16 protein-coding genes and 1 pseudogene are annotated in these 19,472 nt (G+C 42.3%); 6 read left to right on the top strand and 11 right to left on the bottom strand.

The window, feature by feature from the left end:
* Positions 1 to 531: 531 nt before the first annotated feature.
* The 10 genes from WJR50_RS30040 to WJR50_RS29995 form a co-directional block, all read right to left on the bottom strand.
* Positions 532 to 1,287 carry a hypothetical protein gene (locus WJR50_RS30040; protein ID WP_341297032.1) on the bottom strand — a complete coding sequence of 252 codons (756 nt, stop codon included), beginning with the start codon at positions 1,285 to 1,287 and terminating at the stop codon, positions 532 to 534.
* Positions 1,288 to 1,341: 54 nt separating this feature from the next.
* Positions 1,342 to 2,352: a S41 family peptidase gene (locus WJR50_RS30035; RefSeq protein ID WP_341297031.1), complete on the bottom strand. Its 1,011-nt coding sequence runs from the start codon at positions 2,350 to 2,352 to the stop codon at positions 1,342 to 1,344.
* A 6-nt stretch (positions 2,353 to 2,358) separates the two neighbouring features.
* Positions 2,359 to 3,177: a hypothetical protein gene (locus WJR50_RS30030; RefSeq protein WP_341297030.1), complete on the bottom strand. Its 819-nt coding sequence runs from the start codon at positions 3,175 to 3,177 to the stop codon at positions 2,359 to 2,361.
* Positions 3,178 to 3,204: 27 nt separating this feature from the next.
* Positions 3,205 to 4,326 (bottom strand): alpha/beta hydrolase, encoded by a 1,122-nt coding sequence (locus WJR50_RS30025; protein ID WP_341297029.1) that lies wholly within the window; start codon positions 4,324 to 4,326, stop codon positions 3,205 to 3,207.
* Between the two features lie 21 nt (positions 4,327 to 4,347).
* A complete protein-coding gene (locus WJR50_RS30020; protein WP_341297028.1) occupies positions 4,348 to 5,193 on the bottom strand; it encodes a hypothetical protein in 846 nt (281 codons plus the stop codon).
* A gap of 126 nt (positions 5,194 to 5,319) precedes the next feature.
* On the bottom strand, positions 5,320 to 6,084 hold the full coding sequence (locus WJR50_RS30015) for a LytR/AlgR family response regulator transcription factor (protein WP_341297027.1): 765 nt from the start codon (positions 6,082 to 6,084) through the stop codon (positions 5,320 to 5,322).
* A 54-nt stretch (positions 6,085 to 6,138) separates the two neighbouring features.
* Complete coding sequence (locus tag WJR50_RS30010) at positions 6,139 to 7,272, bottom strand: sensor histidine kinase (protein ID WP_341297026.1); 1,134 nt, start codon at positions 7,270 to 7,272, stop codon at positions 6,139 to 6,141.
* Positions 7,273 to 7,558: 286 nt separating this feature from the next.
* A complete protein-coding gene (locus WJR50_RS30005) occupies positions 7,559 to 8,176 on the bottom strand; it encodes a c-type cytochrome (protein WP_341297025.1) in 618 nt (205 codons plus the stop codon).
* 142 nt (positions 8,177 to 8,318) lie between these two features.
* Positions 8,319 to 8,807 carry a hypothetical protein gene (locus WJR50_RS30000; protein WP_341297024.1) on the bottom strand — a complete coding sequence of 163 codons (489 nt, stop codon included), beginning with the start codon at positions 8,805 to 8,807 and terminating at the stop codon, positions 8,319 to 8,321.
* A gap of 114 nt (positions 8,808 to 8,921) precedes the next feature.
* A complete protein-coding gene (locus tag WJR50_RS29995; RefSeq protein WP_341297023.1) occupies positions 8,922 to 9,701 on the bottom strand; it encodes a DUF5602 domain-containing protein in 780 nt (259 codons plus the stop codon).
* Positions 9,702 to 10,109: 408 nt separating this feature from the next.
* Here WJR50_RS29995 and WJR50_RS29990 point away from each other — a divergent pair.
* Positions 10,110 to 10,523: pseudogene (locus WJR50_RS29990) on the top strand (IS6 family transposase); the annotation flags it as partial.
* Positions 10,524 to 10,778: 255 nt separating this feature from the next.
* Here WJR50_RS29990 and WJR50_RS29985 read toward each other — a convergent pair.
* Positions 10,779 to 10,913, bottom strand: coding sequence for a hypothetical protein (locus WJR50_RS29985; RefSeq protein WP_341297022.1), 135 nt, complete (start codon positions 10,911 to 10,913; stop codon positions 10,779 to 10,781).
* A gap of 141 nt (positions 10,914 to 11,054) precedes the next feature.
* Between WJR50_RS29985 and WJR50_RS29980 the strand changes: the two genes are divergently transcribed.
* The 5 genes from WJR50_RS29980 to WJR50_RS29960 all read left to right on the top strand — a co-directional run bounded on the left by WJR50_RS29980 (position 11,055) and on the right by WJR50_RS29960 (position 19,465).
* Positions 11,055 to 11,504, top strand: coding sequence for a hypothetical protein (locus WJR50_RS29980; protein ID WP_341297021.1), 450 nt, complete (start codon positions 11,055 to 11,057; stop codon positions 11,502 to 11,504).
* A 992-nt stretch (positions 11,505 to 12,496) separates the two neighbouring features.
* Positions 12,497 to 13,123, top strand: coding sequence for an RNA polymerase sigma factor (locus tag WJR50_RS29975; RefSeq protein WP_341297020.1), 627 nt, complete (start codon positions 12,497 to 12,499; stop codon positions 13,121 to 13,123).
* A 98-nt stretch (positions 13,124 to 13,221) separates the two neighbouring features.
* Entirely contained in the window at positions 13,222 to 14,238 is a 1,017-nt protein-coding gene (locus WJR50_RS29970) for a FecR family protein (RefSeq protein ID WP_341297019.1), read from the top strand.
* 146 nt (positions 14,239 to 14,384) lie between these two features.
* A complete protein-coding gene (locus WJR50_RS29965; protein WP_341297018.1) occupies positions 14,385 to 17,855 on the top strand; it encodes a SusC/RagA family TonB-linked outer membrane protein in 3,471 nt (1,156 codons plus the stop codon).
* An 11-nt stretch (positions 17,856 to 17,866) separates the two neighbouring features.
* Positions 17,867 to 19,465, top strand: a complete 1,599-nt coding sequence (locus WJR50_RS29960; RefSeq protein WP_341297017.1) for a RagB/SusD family nutrient uptake outer membrane protein — start codon at positions 17,867 to 17,869, stop codon at positions 19,463 to 19,465.
* Positions 19,466 to 19,472 lie beyond the last annotated feature (7 nt).

Here is a 19,472-nt window from a genome sequence, read left to right as displayed (position 1 = left end):
AGGAACAAACGACGAGGTAAATATCAAACTTGGCACAACTACAGAAGGGCTATGTGACGCTTAACTAAACGGCATTGCGGGGCCGCCCCCATGAAAAAACCACCCGGAGCGCAGAAGCTTGGGTACTGTGGCAGAACTGTCAAATTATTGTCAACAGAATGGCATAAAAGCCAAACAGAATTTTCCAATATGCTCTTAGATTATTCGGTGCCCCCCCCATTTCAAAAATACTTCAATGGGGCACCGAATAGGTTACCTAAGTTATAAGAATCGGTAAATAAAATGAAGGGCTTAGCAACAAAACTCTTCAAATCTTAAAATTTGAAGGGTTTTGTTGGTCAATAAATCTAAGATGCAGAGGTAATAAGCTCTCGGACCTTATACTACTCATTATTCAGATTAACTTTATTAAAGCTTCGTTTTATAAACTTACTATTTCCCAATATCAGTGGGAAACTATAACATAGCAGATATCCATCGCACTGCCATCCTATTAACTTACAAGCGAATATTACACGCAGAAATTTTAAGTCAATCCTCAAGCAGCCCTACTTGAACCTTAGCTGCTCCTTTTGCTGATAAATACAGACATTGTTTGAGCGATACAATACTGATGTACACGGCAAGAGGGGCCAGAAAAGCCGGAATCAGTATTCCCGGAAAATAAGAAGTTAATAAGTTGGTCTCATACTTTTGGAAAGGTGAGGGTAAAGAAAAAAAGGCGATGAACAGGATATTTGCCAGCGACAGAAGACTAAACCCATTGAACAGCAGCGCGATGGAATAGGCATGCCTGTATTTCTTCCACAAAAGCAAGGCAACAGGAATGGCAAACAAAGCCACGAACATATCAAAGTTTCTTCCGTACCATGTGAGTTCTCTGGGGACGATATTCTCCGCATACAGGCCCGCCAGAATCAGTTCTGCGCCCAGACGATACACCTGACATACTACCAGCCAATGAGCAGGAAGTACCAGCAGAAGTTTCAAGCCACGCTGCATCTTCTGCAACGAAAGGAATAGGATGAAACTTAGAAAAACCAGCAAGAGTACGCCGCTTCGAGGAGGAAGGGCGGTAAAATTGTAAAAAAAGCCGGATACACTTAAGCCAATCAGGAGGAGGACGGAAAGGAAAAAAATACCGTAAAAAACATATACCTTTTTAAAATAAGTCCGATCCCGAATCCTGCTTTTTGCTTGATGCGTAGCTAGGGCTATGCCTGTTATACAGAGCAATGTCAGAACTAAAATTCCCAGGTTAGGTGCAGAAAAATTCAGTGTTTCCATGTTTATATGGTTATTATGTTACGAATCAGTGGTAATTTATGCTATCTCTGCACTTTATTTCAGCACTTCCATGCCTGCTTCCAGTACGGCATCTGTTCCGGATGATAATTCCGCCGAAGTATTTTTCACATACAAATCAGGACTCAGGCCAATGCCTTCGTAAGATTGCCCGTCATATAACTTCGTTTTCTGAGGCACCAGTGAATAAAACCATCCATTGGCCAGTTCCCTGCCGATCATGGTTCCCTGTGCCCCGCTGGTTGTGTCTCCAACGAAGGTTACCTGAGGCAGTGTTTTGAAAGCCATTACCGCTCTTTCTCCTGCGCTGATGGTGTAGCGGTCTGTCAGGACCACCAGGGCTTTGTCTACATAATTTCCTCTGGGTTCCAGGTGCCAGGTATGCCAGTCGGTATAGTCGTCTTCTCCTGCTCCGTTTTTGGTTTTACTCTCAAAGACCAGTCTTTTTTCATCGGTAAAGCGGCCGATCTGCGGAAAAGCATAAGTGAAGTCGCCCCCCTGATTGTGTCTCAGGTCAATGACATAGCCATCCGCCTCTTTGTATTTGTCCAGAAATTCGTCCATGACGTTGAAATTGTCTCCTACATAATCAAAAAAGATATAGCCCAAATTGGTGTTTTTGAGCCTGCCATACACATAGCTGTCGTCCGTCCCCCTCTGATAACCCGCTTCCAGGTAATGATCGGTGATCACCGCTAGATCAAACAAGGCATCATCTAGCTGAAGACGACGAATCTCATTGGAAAAAAACACCTCTCTTCCGGGTGCCGTCAGGCTCACATGTCCGTCGTCAAGGCTGGCTAGGAGGTTGGATAGAATCGCGAACAAAGCATCATCTGTGGTTTGTGCATGTACCTGGGGGCGGTAAATATGGTACTGCTCCTGCCAGTCTACTCCTCTTTCTTCAAAAGGGGCATACAAGGTATTGAAATTTTGCCAGAGATCTTCAAACACAGCCTCCGGATTGTTTTGAGGTTCAGGCTCAAAATCTGTTTCACAGGCAGAGAACAACAGTAGTAATAATAGTAATGGGAATATGGTTTTCATGGCAGTTTAAAAGTTAAGGGTTCCGACGATCTGAAACTGATGGAGTCTGGAGGTCATAGGCCGGGGTTCCTCGCTGTGGATAAACGAATAGCCATAACCTGCCTCTACTTTCCATTTCTCTGATAGATGGTAAAAGTAGTTCAGACGAATATCTCCGTATTGCAAGCTATTCCAGCTGACTAACTCACCGTCTGACCAGAGTGCACCCAGTGTTTTCAAGGTGCGATGGGAGGAGATATTTTCAATAAATTCATCATCGTTGATGGCGTAGGGAGAGCGCGCCATCCAGGAAACCAGGGGCAATCTCAGCTGGACGAAAAAGCCCTGTTTGGCATTGAGGAAATACTCAAATCTGGCAAATACGCCCAAGCCAGCACTGAGATAATACCCGAAATAGCTGATCCGCCCATACTGATAATTCAGTGCCTGCAAGTCAGAGACCAAAGCGCCCCCTGTCCAAAACTTTATTTTTTCGTTCTGAAAAAGCCTTTTGCCCATAAGATAATTGAGTCTGATCAGTGTAAACTGATGGGCTTGAGCGGTATACTGTTCTTCATCCTCATAAAAAGAATAGGATTCGTGATAAGCAGGGGCAAGGCTGTTGAAATGTACTTCCACCTGATGCATAATGTCACCTTTCCGCTGATAGGCAATCGTCAGGCCCAGGGTGGAGAAATCCCGGTGGACGAAGGGAGAAAAGATCAGATCCTGCCGGGCTATGCTGCTACCGCTCCAGCCCAGGCTGAAGGAATTCTTCACCTCATTGTCCTGTGCCCAGGAAAAGAGGGGGAAAAGGATCAATAGAAAAATACATATGAGTTTCATAGGAGAAGGTATTGATAGAGTTTGGTGTCAAATTATTGTTTTAGTCATCCAGTGCAACATACTTTCCAGGGCTAGGCCAATGTTGCCAATCTGACAATGCTGCTCAGCCTGCTCGGATTTGCTGAAAATTCTTACGCTAACTGAGGCTGCGTTTATCAAAGCTGCTTTCTGCTTTTGCAGCAGCAGCGGAGGCTGAAAAGCATCCTGTTCACCGCCAAGCAGCAGTACATGCTGATCTACCAGATGGCTGTGCAGGTGGTTTTTGTTCATACCCAGCATCCACGCTACCGCTTCCACAGGTTCCTTTTGCTGACTCAGAAACAAGGTGTTTTGGATGGTATGCCTGATCACCAGATTGCGCATTTTTAGTTTGATCAGAAAGTTCATTATCTTTTTCTTCTTCAGCAGCCCGTTCACCAGTTTTTTGTTGAATGTATGGGTCAGTTCCAGCCAGTCGTAGACAGGAGGCATGGCGATTAGCTGCTGAATTCTTTTTTCAAAAGCAGCTGCCCGCAGCACCCAATAGCCTCCCATGGAGATGCCCAGTGCCGTCACCTGATCAAGCCTGAAATAATCAAGCACCGCAGCCGTAGGTTTTTCCCAGTCATGGTCAAATGCCAGCTGATGGGTACGCAGGCTGCCGCCCTGGCCGGGACCTTCAAAAGCAATGACATCGTATCCGTTTTCGGCAAAGAACTTCCAGAAGCTCAAAAAATCTTCAATGAAGGAATCAAAACCCCCGATGCCGATGAGTGTGCCTTTCGCTTGTGCGGTCTGAGCAGGAAATCGGATGGCAGATAAATAATAGTTCGCATAAGGGACCTGATGTCTTTCATACTTTTCATCTGCCAATGCCTGGTCAAATAATTCCACAAACTTATCATAGGTGGCTATTTTTTTGGGGTCAGCAGGCTCCATCAGAAACTCGCTGGCCCGGCAGTAGGTGGCTGCATTTTTCAGACGCCCTTCCTCTATGGCCCGATCACATGCGCTGGTGAATTCCCGCACATAATCCTGTGCTGTCCTGATCTTTCTTCCAATACTTATCATGTCCTCTTTTCTGGCAAAACCCAGTGCATACCAGCGATTCAGCTGATAATTGAAGAAGGCATTGGAATGGAAGCAATGGTATCCTGTTGGTAACTCCATGGGAAAGAGGCTAAAAGGTGATTAGGATATTTCTTTTAACCAGTCTTCCACATACGTTCTGGCAGTCTGCACCACTTCTTTTCCGGCACGGTAACCCATTTTCCAGCGCTTGCCTTTGGCTTCATAGTCCGGATTGACAAACACCATTTTTTTGTCTTTCTCTGTCAGCTCGGCAGAAAAATCAATGTCCTGGCTTTCTTCCAAAAATAGCTGAAGCCGCTTTTTGATGAACTCATGATGATCGGCAGGGTAGTGTTCTTCCCAGCCTGCCAGTTGCTGCTGATATACCTGCTCGTTGATCTTCAGCATCTCCTCATAGTTTTGGCGGTAGGCCATCATCTGGGCATTGTTGGGATCTTCTGCATCCTTAAGGGCTTGCTTGGTATCCGCCAGCACCGACTCAAAAACAGCTTTCAGCGAGGCATCTGCATTTTTCAGACTTGTTTCGGTGTCTGCTACGGCCTGCTGAAGACGGCTGATCATTTCTGCCTGCAGTGCTTCTGGGGTTTGCAGTGTCTGCTTCTCTGGCTGAGATTGTTGGCGCAGGGAGGCATAAGCTTCTGTGAATGCCGGAGCCGACAGATAGGCTTTGGCGTAGTTGAGCAGGTCAAGGGTGACGGCAGCGCGATCTTTCTGTAGAATGTGTTTGGCTTTGGTAACCCCTTGCTGGTCCAGGTAACCACCCAGCATAGAGTTTTGTATCTTCAGTTCAGCCTCAGTCTGGCTGATGCCCAACTGATCAAATAGAGAGTTTTCCATCGCATGCTGCGGGATGGTATAAAATCCTGAACTGATCAGCAGGATGAAAAAACTGAGGCCGAGGGCCGTAAAAACGCTTGTGGCGTTTGTCTTACAAATGGTTTTCATGGGATCATGTGTTTTCAGTAAAATAGGATGAGGCAAAGGTCAATAGTTTGTCCTACAGCGACAATGTGGAAGTGTATGAAACGGAAATTTGGTGACATGAAATCACGCTTATTCCGGATAAAGGGCTTATTTGCCCATCCAGGCTTTAAACTCAGAGGCTTTTTCCTTGCTGACGGTCACCTGCTTGTCGGTGGGAGGGTTTAAATCCAGGGCCAGTTTTCCGTTGAAAAAGTTTTGAATGTGTGTCACGGATTTTACATGCACGATGAAAGCCCGGTTGACCCGGAAAAAATCCTGCGGATCAAGCATATCGGCAAGTTCTTCCAGCGTATAGTCTACCACATATTTGCGGTTGGTCCAGGTCACGAAAAAGCTGATCCGTTCTTCAGCAAAGAAGTAGGCGATTTCACTCACTTCTACCGAAAGGAGCCTTTGCAGATGCTTGACCAGAAAGCGGGAACGGTAGGTACGCGACTGTGGCTGCTGCAGTTGTTGGATCAAAGATTCAATGTTAAAAGCAGGAGCCGCTTTGGGTCCATGAATCTGACGGTACTTGTTGAGACTTGCAGCTAGTTCGTCTTTTTTAACCGGTTTGAGCAGATAGTCAATGCTGTTAACCTTAAAAGCCTTGAGTGCATACTCATCATAGGATGTCGTAAAGATGACAGCACTCTGCACTTTCACCTGGTTGAAAATCTCAAAGCTTTGCCCGTCGGTGAGTTCAATATCCATCAGGATGAGTTCGGGATGAGGCTGAGTACGCAGCCACTTCACAGACTCTTCAATGCTCCTTAAACAGCCTACAATTTCAATAGTGCTATCAATGGCAAGCAAATGACGGGTCAGGCGCTCTACGCCCAACTGTTCGTCTTCAATGATCAGTATTTTCATGATGGCTCAGCATGCGATATGGGTTATTATGTGTTTTCAAAGGCGATAAGTATTCTATATCAAAGGAATGATGACAGTAAATAAGGTATCCGTTTGGATGATTTCCACTTCGGGCTGGTTCAGCAGCCGGTATTTCTCCCTGATATTTTTTAAGCCAATACCGGTAGAAGGCATCAGCTTGGTTTTGGCCTGTATGTTGTTGGAGATGACAAGCTTTTCTCCCTTGTTGTAAATCTCCAGTGTCAAAGGCTTATCCCGATCAGTAATGTTATGCTTGACGGCGTTCTCAACCAAAAGCTGCAAAGTCATGGGAGGAATCTGGCGATTAAGCAATTGTTCATCAATGTCAATATGGGTTTGTATCCCTTCTCCGAAGCGGGTCTGAAGTAATAATATGTAGGAGTTGATGAATGCAAGTTCCTTGCTCAGACTGGTTAGTTCGCTGTCGTTGCTCTGAAGCAGGTAACGGTACACCCGGCTCATTTCCTCTACAAACTCTTCTGCTTTATCCGGATTGGTGGCAATCAGGGAAGAAAGCGAGTTTAAGCTGTTGAACAGAAAATGCGGATTGATCTGCTGCTTTAAGCTGTCAAGCTGTGATTGCAAACGCTCCTTGTCCATAGCATTCTGCTGCTGCTTGGTTTTTTGATAGACAAAGTAATTGTAGACCGTTTCGTACACGTACCAGAAGAAGGTAAAGATGAATGTTGATTTGATGACTGCCGAGCTTACGATATTCATTTGTACAGGTTGATGGTTGAAGTAGATCTGAAAACCAGTGGAAACAGTAGGCGCAAAAGTCCCTGTACTGATATAGTTATCCAGGGCTAAAGTCAGCAGCATCAGCAGGGAGTTGAACAGTATGCCCAGGGGCAAAAAGTAAAGAAAACGCTTAAGCTTGATAAAGGTGAAGGAATAGCGGTAGAGACTTTCCAGTACAATCCTTCTGTTCCCTTCCAGGAGCAACACAAACGATCCTATCCGCAGGAGCACCTGCAGCATCATGCTACGGTCTATCACTTGCCCGATAGAGATAGGTAAAATGATCAAAAATAACAGGAATACTACAACCACCACTTTTCGGATCTGCTTATCATTTATCTTTACCTCTGAAGCTCTGAGATGTGAATGTCCCGACATCCGCATGCCCGATAAATCTACTCCTCTGAGGTGTTGGAAGATGCCCATATTTTTGCGCTGTTTAAGCGGGTTGTGACTATAAAAATAACAAAAAGGCAATGATCCACACCATAGTTTACAAGTGATTAATCAACCGTAAATTCTTTTTGCAATTTGTACGCTTAGCATTGAATCAGAAAAGACTAATTTTGTAAAGAGTTTGAGTTTGTTTTTGGGAAAAATAAAAAAAGATACTCCTTTCTGAAAGTGTGTGCACACCAAGTCTTTCTGAATATGAGCCTCTGGTATGTACAATCCTACAGGTATCCTTTCCCTAATAGTTTTCTTGGAAAATTCATCTGGTAGCCATGGAAGCCGGTGGTCGTGGAGCAGGTACTACATTTTTCACAGGCCTGGTGGATTGCAGAAAGAGATAAATGGCCCGAATATCCTCATCCGTCAGCCTGGAATAATTAGGCCAGGGCATAGGCGGTAAAAGTATTCTTCCTCCGTCCAGTCCTTTGTATTTCCCCTGGGTGAGTGCTTTTTTAAACTGCGCTTCTGTCCACTGGCCGATACCAGTAGCATCGCTGCTGATATTTCCTGCGAAGGAAGTGCCCCAGGGTCCGGTAGCGGAAGTGAGGTCGCTGTTCATGAATGCGCCTCCCTGCCTGAGGGCGTTGGCATCTACTTCAGCAACAGGCCGCTCTGCGGGGTAACCGGAAAGCCTGAGCTCAGGAATGATTTCTGGTCCATGAGGCCCCATTTTTTTGGGCGAATGGCAGTCGTCGCAGCCCATGATCGTGACCAGATATTCCCCTCTGGCAATTAGTGACGTACTGTCTGAGGGAGACGGGGTCGCGACGGGAATGGCTGTGTCTACATTGTCGTTTTGGGGTGCGTCAACACATCTTGTATGTGCCCATGCAAGGGCTGCCAGTCCGGTGAGTAATACGAATGTTTTGGTTTTCATTTTTGATCGTTTTTTTTGGTGAACTGCTTCGCACTGACGCGAATGCAAGATGAGTATTTGTAAAGCCAATGAAATAGTAGAGTCATTCAATCACCTGTTAGTCTCTGAATCGCTCTAAATCAGGTAATGTGCCAGTGCATTGTTAGCTGCTGGCTTTATTAGTCAGTGATGCTCCTTTTGTTAATCCTAAAAAAAGGATGATACTTAGTATCATTAAAAACAGCAACCTAACAAGGCTCAAAATTTCCCATTGCTGCGATCTCTGTGTTAAATCTACATTCACCTCGCCCGAGAATGGAGTCATTGTGATGGCCAACAATTCTGGGACAAAGTGTGAAAATGTAATAATGATAACTAGCAGGTATCCGATCATGCTAATAAGAATGTAAATTTTTCTAGGAGTTCTCCATGAAACAATCATGGATGCGATGAACAACACAATTGCAACAGGATGAATTGGTCCCCAAAATTTCACCGCCTTCAATCCATATTCACCTTGAAACATGGATAGTGATTTCGGCGGAGCAGCACTCCATTGGGGAACAACCGCAAGATGCTCATACACTGCTGCTCCAATGACTATAGTAAATGCTAAACATGTTACTGAATAAAGTATGTCTTTAAAGTTCATATTTCAAAGTTTGAGTTTTCTCTAAGTTTACAGCTAAAAAGAACTAAAGTGGAGGGTCTTAAATTTACTTTGAGTTGAGCAAAGGAAGCCGGGATTTATCCCGGCTTCCAATAATTAGTTTGCTTCTCTGTAGATAAAATTTTCTACCGTGATGTTATACTCATCTTTCTGAGCATCGTAGAAGATGCCGTATTCTGTAGGGTAGTAGCCTTCCTTTTCAAAAGCAGCAGGCTGCTTAATACTGAACTTCTGATTGGGTTTGGATTGAATGTATTCCAGGGTGATCATGGGTTCCAGAAAGGCAATGCCGCCGTTATACGAGCCATAGATAAAGGTATGGGTGAAAGTAGCACCTCCCAGTTCCGGCGAAGTAGGGTCTACCCAGTGCATACCCATCATCGGTACGGCATCCGTGGGGAAATAACCCTCCGGCAGATACTCTGTGCCTGGTAGTATATTCAATTTAGCATCACCCGGAGCGATCATATGTCTTTCCTGCTCGCTGATGGTGTAGTAATGAAAGTCGAAGTGAGGTCTGTCATAGATATTGGCAGGCGGATGTCCGTGTGGATTCCAGTTGACCGCCACATGATCGTAAGGCAGGTTGAGGGTGGCTTTGTCAAGCTTCAGCACAAACTCATTGGCCATATGGTCTTCCGAATGGGGGAGGTTGTCAAAAGCTTTTTTGCTGAAAACGATGCTGAGCTTCTCTGGTTTGCCCTGCTTGTCGGACTGCAGCCATAGTGACATATTGCCGTCTCCTATCTGGGTTTTGTCCAATTGCTTGTGCTTGGAGCCAGATGATACTGCCTCATTGTCTTCCTCCTGGCAGGAGAAAAACGAAATGAGCATAAGTGTGATAAGGAAAATCTCAAGTCTGATGAATGTTCTCATGGTATTGGTTGATAAATGTTTGTTTGGATTTATACTTTTTTTAAGCTTCATTAAAAGACAGCCCTTGCATCTGCCGGGGTATGTACTTCCAAATATTTGCTTAACACTTCAAAATTAGAGTAGGATAGAGGCTTACAAAAGCTCATATTGAACGAAGTGGAAAAGAAGATACCTGAAACGTCATTTTAAGTGAATCAACCTTTTTCAGGACTTAGAAACGATTATTTTTTGTGAATGAAATAATTATTAGGATTGGTAGTGAAAAAGTAAGGCAGTGTATTTTTGGTGGTGGTAAAGAATGTATGATAACAAATGAAGAGCAATGAATGCTTGTTCGCTAGTTATGTGCGAAATAACTGTCCAACTCAAATGCGTTCATTGCTGTACAAGAAAGGCTTTTGTACCCACTCTTGGAGGGTGGACGAAACGTACATTAAATTCAAAGGAGTATGAAAATACCTGTATCGGGCTGTAGATAGCCAGGGAAAAACGATTGATTTCTACCTCTCGTATACTCGCAATGCCAAAGTATCCCAGCGATTTTTACAAAAGACCTTCTAGGGGCTTAAACCTTGGCAGCAACCCACCAAAATCTATACAGATCAGAATCCCACCTACGGGGTAGCTATTCGGAAAATGATAGATGAGGTTATGTGTGCCGAGGAGCTCATCCATCGGAAGCGCAAATACTTGAATAATGTAATAGAGGCGGATTATCGTAAACTCAAACGGTTAATCAAACCAACTCTAGGTTTTAAATCCATGAAGACCGCGTATGCTATGATCAAAGGCTTTGAAGTAATGCGGATGTTTTGGAAGGGGCAATTCAAGCTATGGTATGGATTTCATCCCCATGGAACAGATCGCAAAGTGAGACTACAGGGAGGAATCTGTCTGATTGAGTGGCAATTTGTTACCTATCCTTTTTAGCCAAGCAGATGTCTGAAAGCTATTTTATTACAACTCTAGTTTTTGCAACAGAGCCTAACCATGTTAGGCTATTTTAAAAATAAAAAAGCGGTACAAATTTATTGTACCGCTCTAAACAAGCTTCGCGTTAGATACACTTACTGAAGCTTAGTACCCATCGTTTTGTTCCATCAAGTCTCTGCTAAGATCAATCTGACTCTGAGGAATAGGCATGTATTCATGGGTGCCTTGTATAAAAGTAGCGCCTGTCAGATGGGAGCGGAGTGTTTTCTCTACTTCCAAGTAGTCATTGATCTTTCAGCGCAATTTGACATTGAATTTCAACGCTAATCAAACACTCAATTATCATAAAATATTAATACTATGCATTACTATAAAAAAAGATTTCAGTTCATAGCATTTAGTTTAATCCTTGTCCTATTCATGAGTAGTTGTCAAGAGGATGAAGAAGCAAGTCCTACCAAAGAAGCTTGGGAGATAGAGGTAGATCAAATCAAAGAAGCCACCAATCAGTATACTGATCATGCGCTGGCGCTTTCAGAAGGTTTTTTTGATGCTTCAGGATTTGTCCCTCAAATGGGACATCATTTTATATTACTTGAAAGAGTTGACTCAAAGTTTGAGCTGGAAAAGCCTGAGATTCTTCTCTATGCTCCTGACGAGAACGGTAATATGGAGTTTCTAGGGGTTGAATATGCCATTACAGTTGAAGATGTGGAAAACCCAGGAACACCACCAGAAGGTTTTACAGGAAGTCAGGATGAATGGCATTTCAATCAGGATTTGGCACAATGGCAATTACATTTGTGGACAATGAAAGAAAATCCTGATGGCATTTTTACCTCCTTAAATCCGAATGTAACAGCATATTGATGCATTATTATCTGACAAGCCGGGTTACCTTGATCCGGCTTGCTGTAATTCATTATTGATTTGAAATTTTATCTTTTCAGGTGATCAAGTTATTATTTATAACAAAAAATACTTAATGTAATTACATTTTATGTTAAAGGAGGTATGCATTCTGTGGATCATCTCGAGCTGATTGAATACTCGTAAGCCTAAAGTTCTAAGATATTGTCTTGATAAACTGTATAAATTCCTCTTTTAACTTTTATTCCTTTTAGTCTTCAAAAGAGTAGGGTTCTTCAGTTGATGCCCCAGAGCATACTCTATTTGAGAGTCAAAAATTGAGAATAAAAAAAGGTGGTTTTTATTAAGCTTTCATAGGCGATGGAATGAAATAAGCTTATTCCAAAGAACACAGCCTCATGATCAGATGATCAAATTGCTTAAATTTGCTCTGTTTTGATATATACCAAAACGTATTAAAGGAGTACAATTTACAGGATGAAAAAACCAAAAAAGGTCACCGAGTGATTTGTGTTTCTTTGGTTCTATTTGATAGCTTAAAAAAAGGAAAAAGCCCCCAAAATCATACGAAATGGAGGCTTTTGTTGTAAAATACGCTTTAGGTTAAGGACCCTCGCATAGGTAACAAGCTCTCGGACCTTATACTGCTGATTATTCAGAACAACTTTATTAAAGCATCGTTTTGAAAACTTACTATTTCCCAATATCAGTGGGAAACTATAAAATAGCAGATATCCATCGCACTGCCATACTATTGACATAAAACGATTATTATACCGTTTAAATGTTAAACCTAATTTTGACGTTGGCAAACCCTCATAGAACTCACCCTAGAATAGAAATATGTAATATTATTAGAATCTTAAATAAATCAACCAATAATTTGATTTGTTCATATAAATAAGCTAAAAACTATAATGTATTTTATGGAGTTTTAAATTTATTCAGTTAGTTTTCAGTTTGTAATTATTACAATAGCCTTACCTACGGATATGAGTGGACGAAATGAGATAGCTAGTTTAGTTAAGAAAATATCAAACTTAGATTGTGAAAGGTCTTTCCGATTATTCTTTGATCGGTATTATGCCCATTTATTTGAGTTGGCTTTATATTACACCAAAAATCAAGCTTTAGCCGAGGAAGTGATCAGTGATGTGTTCCTTAAGGTTTGGAATCAGCGTAAGCAGCTAAAAGATATCAGTAATATACAAGCTTACCTTTTTGTTGCAGTCAAAAGACAGTCCCTTAATGCCCAGCGTAATACAAAGACTCTTCCTCTATTTGTGCATGACCTGGAGCATCAAATCATTATAGAATCCCGTACGCCAGAAGATATTCTATTTGGTGACGATATGTTAAAAGCTATCAGTCAGTCTGTTGAAAATCTACCTGAGAAATGCAGAATGGTGTATAAGCTAGTAAAGGAAGAAGGTTTGAAGTATAAAGAGGTAGCTCAGTTACTTGATATATCTGAGAAAACTGTAGAAATGCATGTAGGCCATGCATTAAAAAAGATTCGCCAGGACTTGGAACTTCTTCAAAAAGATCCTCCGGCATTTCCTTTAAAGGCCACAATTGGCTCAGCATTACTTTGGTTAATCACGCTTTTATTTTTCTGATATAGAAAAAAAACATTTTTTTTCATTTCTATATAGGGTGTTATTCTGTTTTGGTGTCTTTATCTATGAAGGCTTAAAAAAGTATTGCTGAAAAGCAAATGATGAATAACACAGACATATATCCTCTTATAGGTAGAGTACTGGCTGGAGAAGCCACTCAAAAGGAACGCGTCCAGTTGCAAGAGTGGCTAGAAGCATCTGATGAAAATCAGGCTGTATATGAAAGTTTAAGACAGGTTTGGCATCAGACAAATATTCGCGATCAGTTTTCTAATGCTGATAGGGTATATGAAAAAATGCTCGTAAAACGAGATCAATCTCCAGTTGATGATGATAAAAATTACCAGCAACATAGGGAATATACACCATGGCTTAAGGCAGGAATAGCTGCTGTCATATTGATTGTAGGGGGTCTTTCCTTCTTTTTCTTACCAGGAAATACCCCAACTGTTGCAGGTGAGGAAGAGATTGCCTGGATAGTGAAAGAGAATCCAGCGGGACAAAAATCAAAAATCATACTTAATGATGGTACAATCGTATGGCTGAATTCGGAAAGTAAGATCCGTTATTTCTTTAATGATACTATCAGAAATATAGAACTTGAAGGTGAAGCATATTTTGATGTAGCTAAAGATACCATACGTCCATTTGTGGTGACCTCAGGGTATTTGCAAACTACTGCATTAGGAACAGAATTTAATGTAAAATACTATACCGTTGATTCTTTAGCGTCTATATTTTTAACTGAAGGGCGGGTCAAAGTTGAGAAAATAATAGAAAATGGGTCAATAGAGTTTTTGGAGCCGGGTTGGGGTATCAGCACCATCAAAAATAATAAGGGCTTAAGGAAGTTTACAGGTCTGTCAGAGCAATGGGCAGGCTGGAAAGATGGTGTGCTATATTTTGATGATGCAGATTTAAATGAAGTAATCACTGCCTGTGAGAGATGGTACAGTGTAGAGATTAGTGTTCAGGGTATACCTGCTGAGGAATGGAAATTTACCGGTAAGTTTAAAAATGAAAGCCTTGAGAATGTGCTGGAGAGCATGTGCTATGGAAAAGATCTTAACTATTCAATAAAAGATAAATATGTTGAACTCAAGTTTCAAAACTGATGCCAATGATAAAATAATAAATGTAATCACATAAAAAAACCGGTGATATTGGCGTATCACCGGTCATGCAAAACCTGATAACCTTCAGTGGGGACTGAATTAAGGTTATCAGCAGTCTAATTGTTCATTTAAACTATTCAAATGTAATGAAAAAAAAGCTACTACAACAACTAATGATGGCTTCAAAGTACGCATTGATAGGTGTGTTTATGCAGACGCTATTGACTGGAATGTTGCTTGCCTCAGAGATATCCGCTCAGGAAGTCAAATCTGTGCGAGAAGTTTATGTAACCTTAAAGACAAACAATTATTCAGTACAAGAAATACTCGACTACGTAGAGTCTGAAACTGACTTTAGTTTCTCCTATTACAAAAATGAGATTGATCTGTCTGAACGGATAAGAATTAACAATCTTCAGCAGTCTGTTTATGATTTGTTGATAGACGTTTCATCCAAAACAGAATTGTCATTTCGACAAATTAACAATGTGATCAATGTCAAGAATAAGGAAAAGAGTGAGGAAAAAGAAAAGGGTGTTGAGATTGTCAAGGTAGCCCTTATCGTGACTGGAAAAGTAACAAGTGGATCAGAGGGTACTGCCCTGCCGGGCGTGAATGTATTAGTAAAAGGAAGTAACATTGGTACAGTTACCGATGTAGATGGTAACTATACCCTTAATGTACCTAATGAAGATGATGTACTCGTATTTTCTTCTATAGGCTATATTAGCCAGGAGGTTCCGGTAAATGGCAGATCAACTATTGACGTCATATTGCCAGAAGATATACAGAGCCTAAGTGAGGTGGTCGTGGTAGGGTACGGAACGCAGAGAAAAGGAGACCTTACCGGCGCCTCGGTCGGTATTTCTTCTGAGGAGATAGAGTCTATGCCAGTTAACAGTTTTGAACAATCTCTGTCAGGAAGAGTACCTGGGGTGCAGGTAACCCAATCAAATGGGGCACCCGGGGGTGGTATATCTTTCAAAATAAGGGGAGCAAATTCTATTACTGGTAACACAGAACCGCTGTATGTCATTGATGGAGTTCCAATTATAAGTGACAATAATGCTGCTATTCCCGGAAACCTGGGCAGTAGAGGAGAGGGAGCGGTAAATAATAGCCAAAATGCTTTATCTACTTTGAACCCTAATGACATCGCGGATATTCAGGTGCTTAAGGATGCTTCTGCTACTTCAATATATGGTGCTCGGGGAGCTAATGGTGTGGTACTGATTACCACCAAAAAAGGTAAGGTTGGTAAGCCCTCCATTAACCTTGATACCTATGTAGGGGTACAATCTCCAACAAACAGGCTTGATTTTGTGTCACCAGAAGATTTTGTGACAGGCTTACGAGAAGGGTTTGCCAATGCCGATCAGCCTTTTCCTCTAACAGATGAAAGGGTTGATGAATTGGTAAGAAATGCTACTGATCCCCAGGACTTGGCTTTCAGAACACCCACGGAAGCTTCTATCCGAAATATTCAGCTATCAGTTTCAGGAGCTACTGATAACGATCTGAACTATTATATCTCAGCCAATAACTTCAAACAAAACGGAATTATCAAAAACAGTGGTTTTGAAAGAAATTCGCTACGATTCAATCTGGAGAAAGGCTTTAACAGAATTAGAGTAGGCTCAAACTTTAGTGTGAGCCGAACAGATTCTGATATTATCATCGGAGGAAACAGAACCAGTACTTTGGCTTTGATCTCCAATACTTCTCCAATTCAGCCGCAATTTGATCAGAATGGTAATTATTTGCACGAAACAGTCATCGACAATTTGAATTCAGTTAGTTTACAGTCCCTGCTGGATGGCGCTAGTGATAATCTGGTTACTGATAGGCTGCTGGGTAGTCTGTTTGCAGAATATGAGATTGCAAGCTCCCTTACATTCAAATCAACTTTAGGAATAGATGTTGACAAGCGTCAAAGGAAATCTTATTACGAAAGAATCACCGGACCAAGATTTGGGGGAACCAGCAATCCTGGATACGGTCAGCAAGCTTTTGTCAATAGTACCCAACTGGTAAGCACGAACACACTGACTTACGAGCCTGAACTTTCCGCAGGCAACAGACTGACCATCACTGGAGTTTTTGAAGCACAGACTTTTGAACGAAATACGGCGAGCATCGTAAACCGAGGATTCACGAGTGACGTACTTGGAGCAGACGCTATAGGTTCAGGCCAGCAGCCTGGTGGGCCTGAAGTGGTCAATAGCCGTTATAGATGGCAGTTAGCCTCATGGGTAGGTAGAGCATTCTATGCGTATCAGGATAAATATCTGGTTAATGCTACAGTACGTTATGATGGTTCTTCAAGGTTTGGAGAAAACAATCGCTGGGGAGTATTTCCATCAATAGGATTAGGATGGAAAATGCATGAAGAGGCTTTTCTCAGTGACATAGATGTACTTAACCAACTAAAGATAAGAGGTAGCTATGGTGTGACAGGAAATCAGGAAATCGGTGTACTAAGAACAGCCGAACGTTACGTTCCTACTGACGGTACTATATTTGGCGGTGTTGTTGCCAATACCGTAGATGCTGTCAGCTTTGCCAATCCGAATCTTCAGTGGGAGCAAAGCAAGCAATATAACATTGGTTTGGATGCGGGTTTTCTGGATGCCAGACTGAATTTTACCTTTGATTATTACCGACGTACCACTTCAGATCTCTTACTGGAAGTAAATATAGCACCAAGTACCGGATTCAGCGCCCCGGTCTTCAATGCCGGTCAAATTGAAAACAGAGGAATAGAATTAGCATTAGATATACTGGCAGTAGAAAATGCAGATCTTCAGTGGAACATTAATATGAATTTCTCCAGAAACAGAAATGAAGTGTTAGAAATCCTATCAGACAGAACTTTTGGTGATCCGGTAGATGGCAATAATGTGCCGGGAAGTTTAATTGAAGAAGGCCGCCCTATCGGTATGTTTTTTGGCTTCAAAACAGATGGGGTATATGCCACTCAGGAAGAAGCCGACGCACATGTTACAGAGGGTAGTATTACATTGAAAGAGGCAGGGGAATACCGATATGTGGATGTTAACGGGGACAATCAAATTAACGCTGACGACAGAACAGTGGTAGGAAATCCAAACCCTGATTTCATTTATGGTGTAAACTCAAACTTGCGATACAAAGCTTTTAGCCTTGATGTTTTTTTCCAGGGTGTACAAGGCAATGATATCTTGTGGGCCAATGCCGTAGGCTTATACAGTTCCGGAATTGGGGCAACAAGCATACTACAGGAACGCTTTGATAACCGTTGGACTCCGCAAAATACTAATGCTGAATACCCTAAATTCAACCGTAACTCAGACGGCTTAAGTAGACAGTATGATGATAGAATTATTTTTGATGGCAGTTTCTTTAGATTGAGAAATATAGTGCTGGCTTATGAGTTGCCATCTACGCTGTTGGAAAGAATAAATCTACAGCGTGTACGGATTTACACTTCTGCTACCAATTTGTTTACCATCACAAATTATCCCGGGTTCAATCCGGATGTCAATGCGGTAGGCCAGAATACGGTAAATATAGGAGTTGATCAAAGTACCTATCCTCTGGCAAAATCCTTTCAAATCGGTCTTAACGTTACTTTTTAAAAGTGAAAATCATGAAAACTACATATATTAACTTACTTGTTTGTTTTTGTATACTGACTATTTGCGTCAGCTGTGATGACTTCTTGCAAGAGGAAGCACTGGATACCTATACCTCTGAAAATTTTCCTCAGACTGCAGACGACGCAGAAGCACTGGTCAATCAGGCCTATAATCTTGCCGGTGATCTCTATGGAAGTTATTATTACATGGATATATGCTATGCTACCGAATTTGCCAATACGCGTTGGGCTGGGCCAGGTAACTATCGTTCACAGCTAGATGAGTATGTTGTTAATAATACCAATACAAGCTTATCAGATACCTGGCAACGCGCCTATCAGACGATCCGGCAAGCCAACGTAGTCATTGAAGCTACAGCTAATGTTGACAGCAGTAATCCGGATAGTGAAGTATTTAGCAGAATCAATGCCGAAGCAAAAGCACTGAGAGCCTATGTGTACTATGACCTGATGATTATTTTTGGCGAAGTGCCTCTTATCTTAAATCGCTTACAGAGCTTGGAAGATGCCGCCAATGCGCTTGTTCCTATTAGCGATATTTATGATGCTGTCATTCAGGATTTAACAGAGGCCGAACCCATCTTGCCTCACGAATTCCCATCTAATGATTTGGGTAGGATAACCAGGGGAGCAGTGAGAGCCCTTTTAGGTAATGTATATTTGCAAAGAGCGATGGACCCCGCTGAAGTTTCCCAAGCTGATGATATTGACAATGCTGTCAACTGGCTGCGACAAGTGGTTAATGCTGCTGACGGAGGTAAAGTGTATACCCTTGAGCCTGATTTTGAAAATCTGTTCGGCTTGCAAACCGTCAACGATAGAAAGTATTCCAACGAAGTCATTTTTCAGTTCTGGAGAGATGTAAACCCCTGCTGTAGACTGGCTTTTTACTCTAATCCTAATCCACAGGACACTCCTTTCGGCTCAGGCTGGGGACATATGGTAGCGGAAGTGCCTTTTTACCTTTCCTTTGAAAATGAAGACGAAAGGTTACAGGTTTCTTTCTTTGATACGTTAGAAACAGAAGACAAAGGTACCGTTATGTTTGATCATGAGCGTCCCTGGGCAGATAATTACCAGCATGATGGTCCTGCCTTTCAGAAATGGATTGATCCCAACCACGATAATACCGGAGCGAATAACAATGTGATTATCATTCGTTATGCTGAGGTATTGCTCAATCTGTCCGAAGCCCTGTTCAGACAGGCGGGTGCGCCCACCCAGGAGTCTATTGACCTGCTTAACCAGGTGCGAAACCGTTCCAAACTGGGAGACCTGAATCCTGCACCCTCAACTTTTGAAGAGATGGAAGAGGCGATCTTTAATGAGCTTCGCTGGGAAACGCATTTTGAAGCGAATGGCATGACAGACGCTCATCGTTTCTTTGATATATTCAAAGAGCGAGTAGAATCTAATGCGCTTTATGAACAGCCCCCTGTACCTGAGGGTGTAGTAGAGGATCCGGGTCGTCTGAATGATGCATCGCCGGGTGTTCCCATTACAGTTACACTGGATAACATCAGAATGCCCATACCTTTAATTGAACAAGATGCAAATCCGGCCCTGGAAAATCCGGGTTCAGGAGAGTAATTAATTT

The organism is Catalinimonas locisalis, from assembly GCF_038039535.1.
GTDB lineage: Bacteria > Bacteroidota > Bacteroidia > Cytophagales > Cyclobacteriaceae > Catalinimonas.
This window is presented reverse-complemented; position numbering and strand designations above follow the sequence as displayed.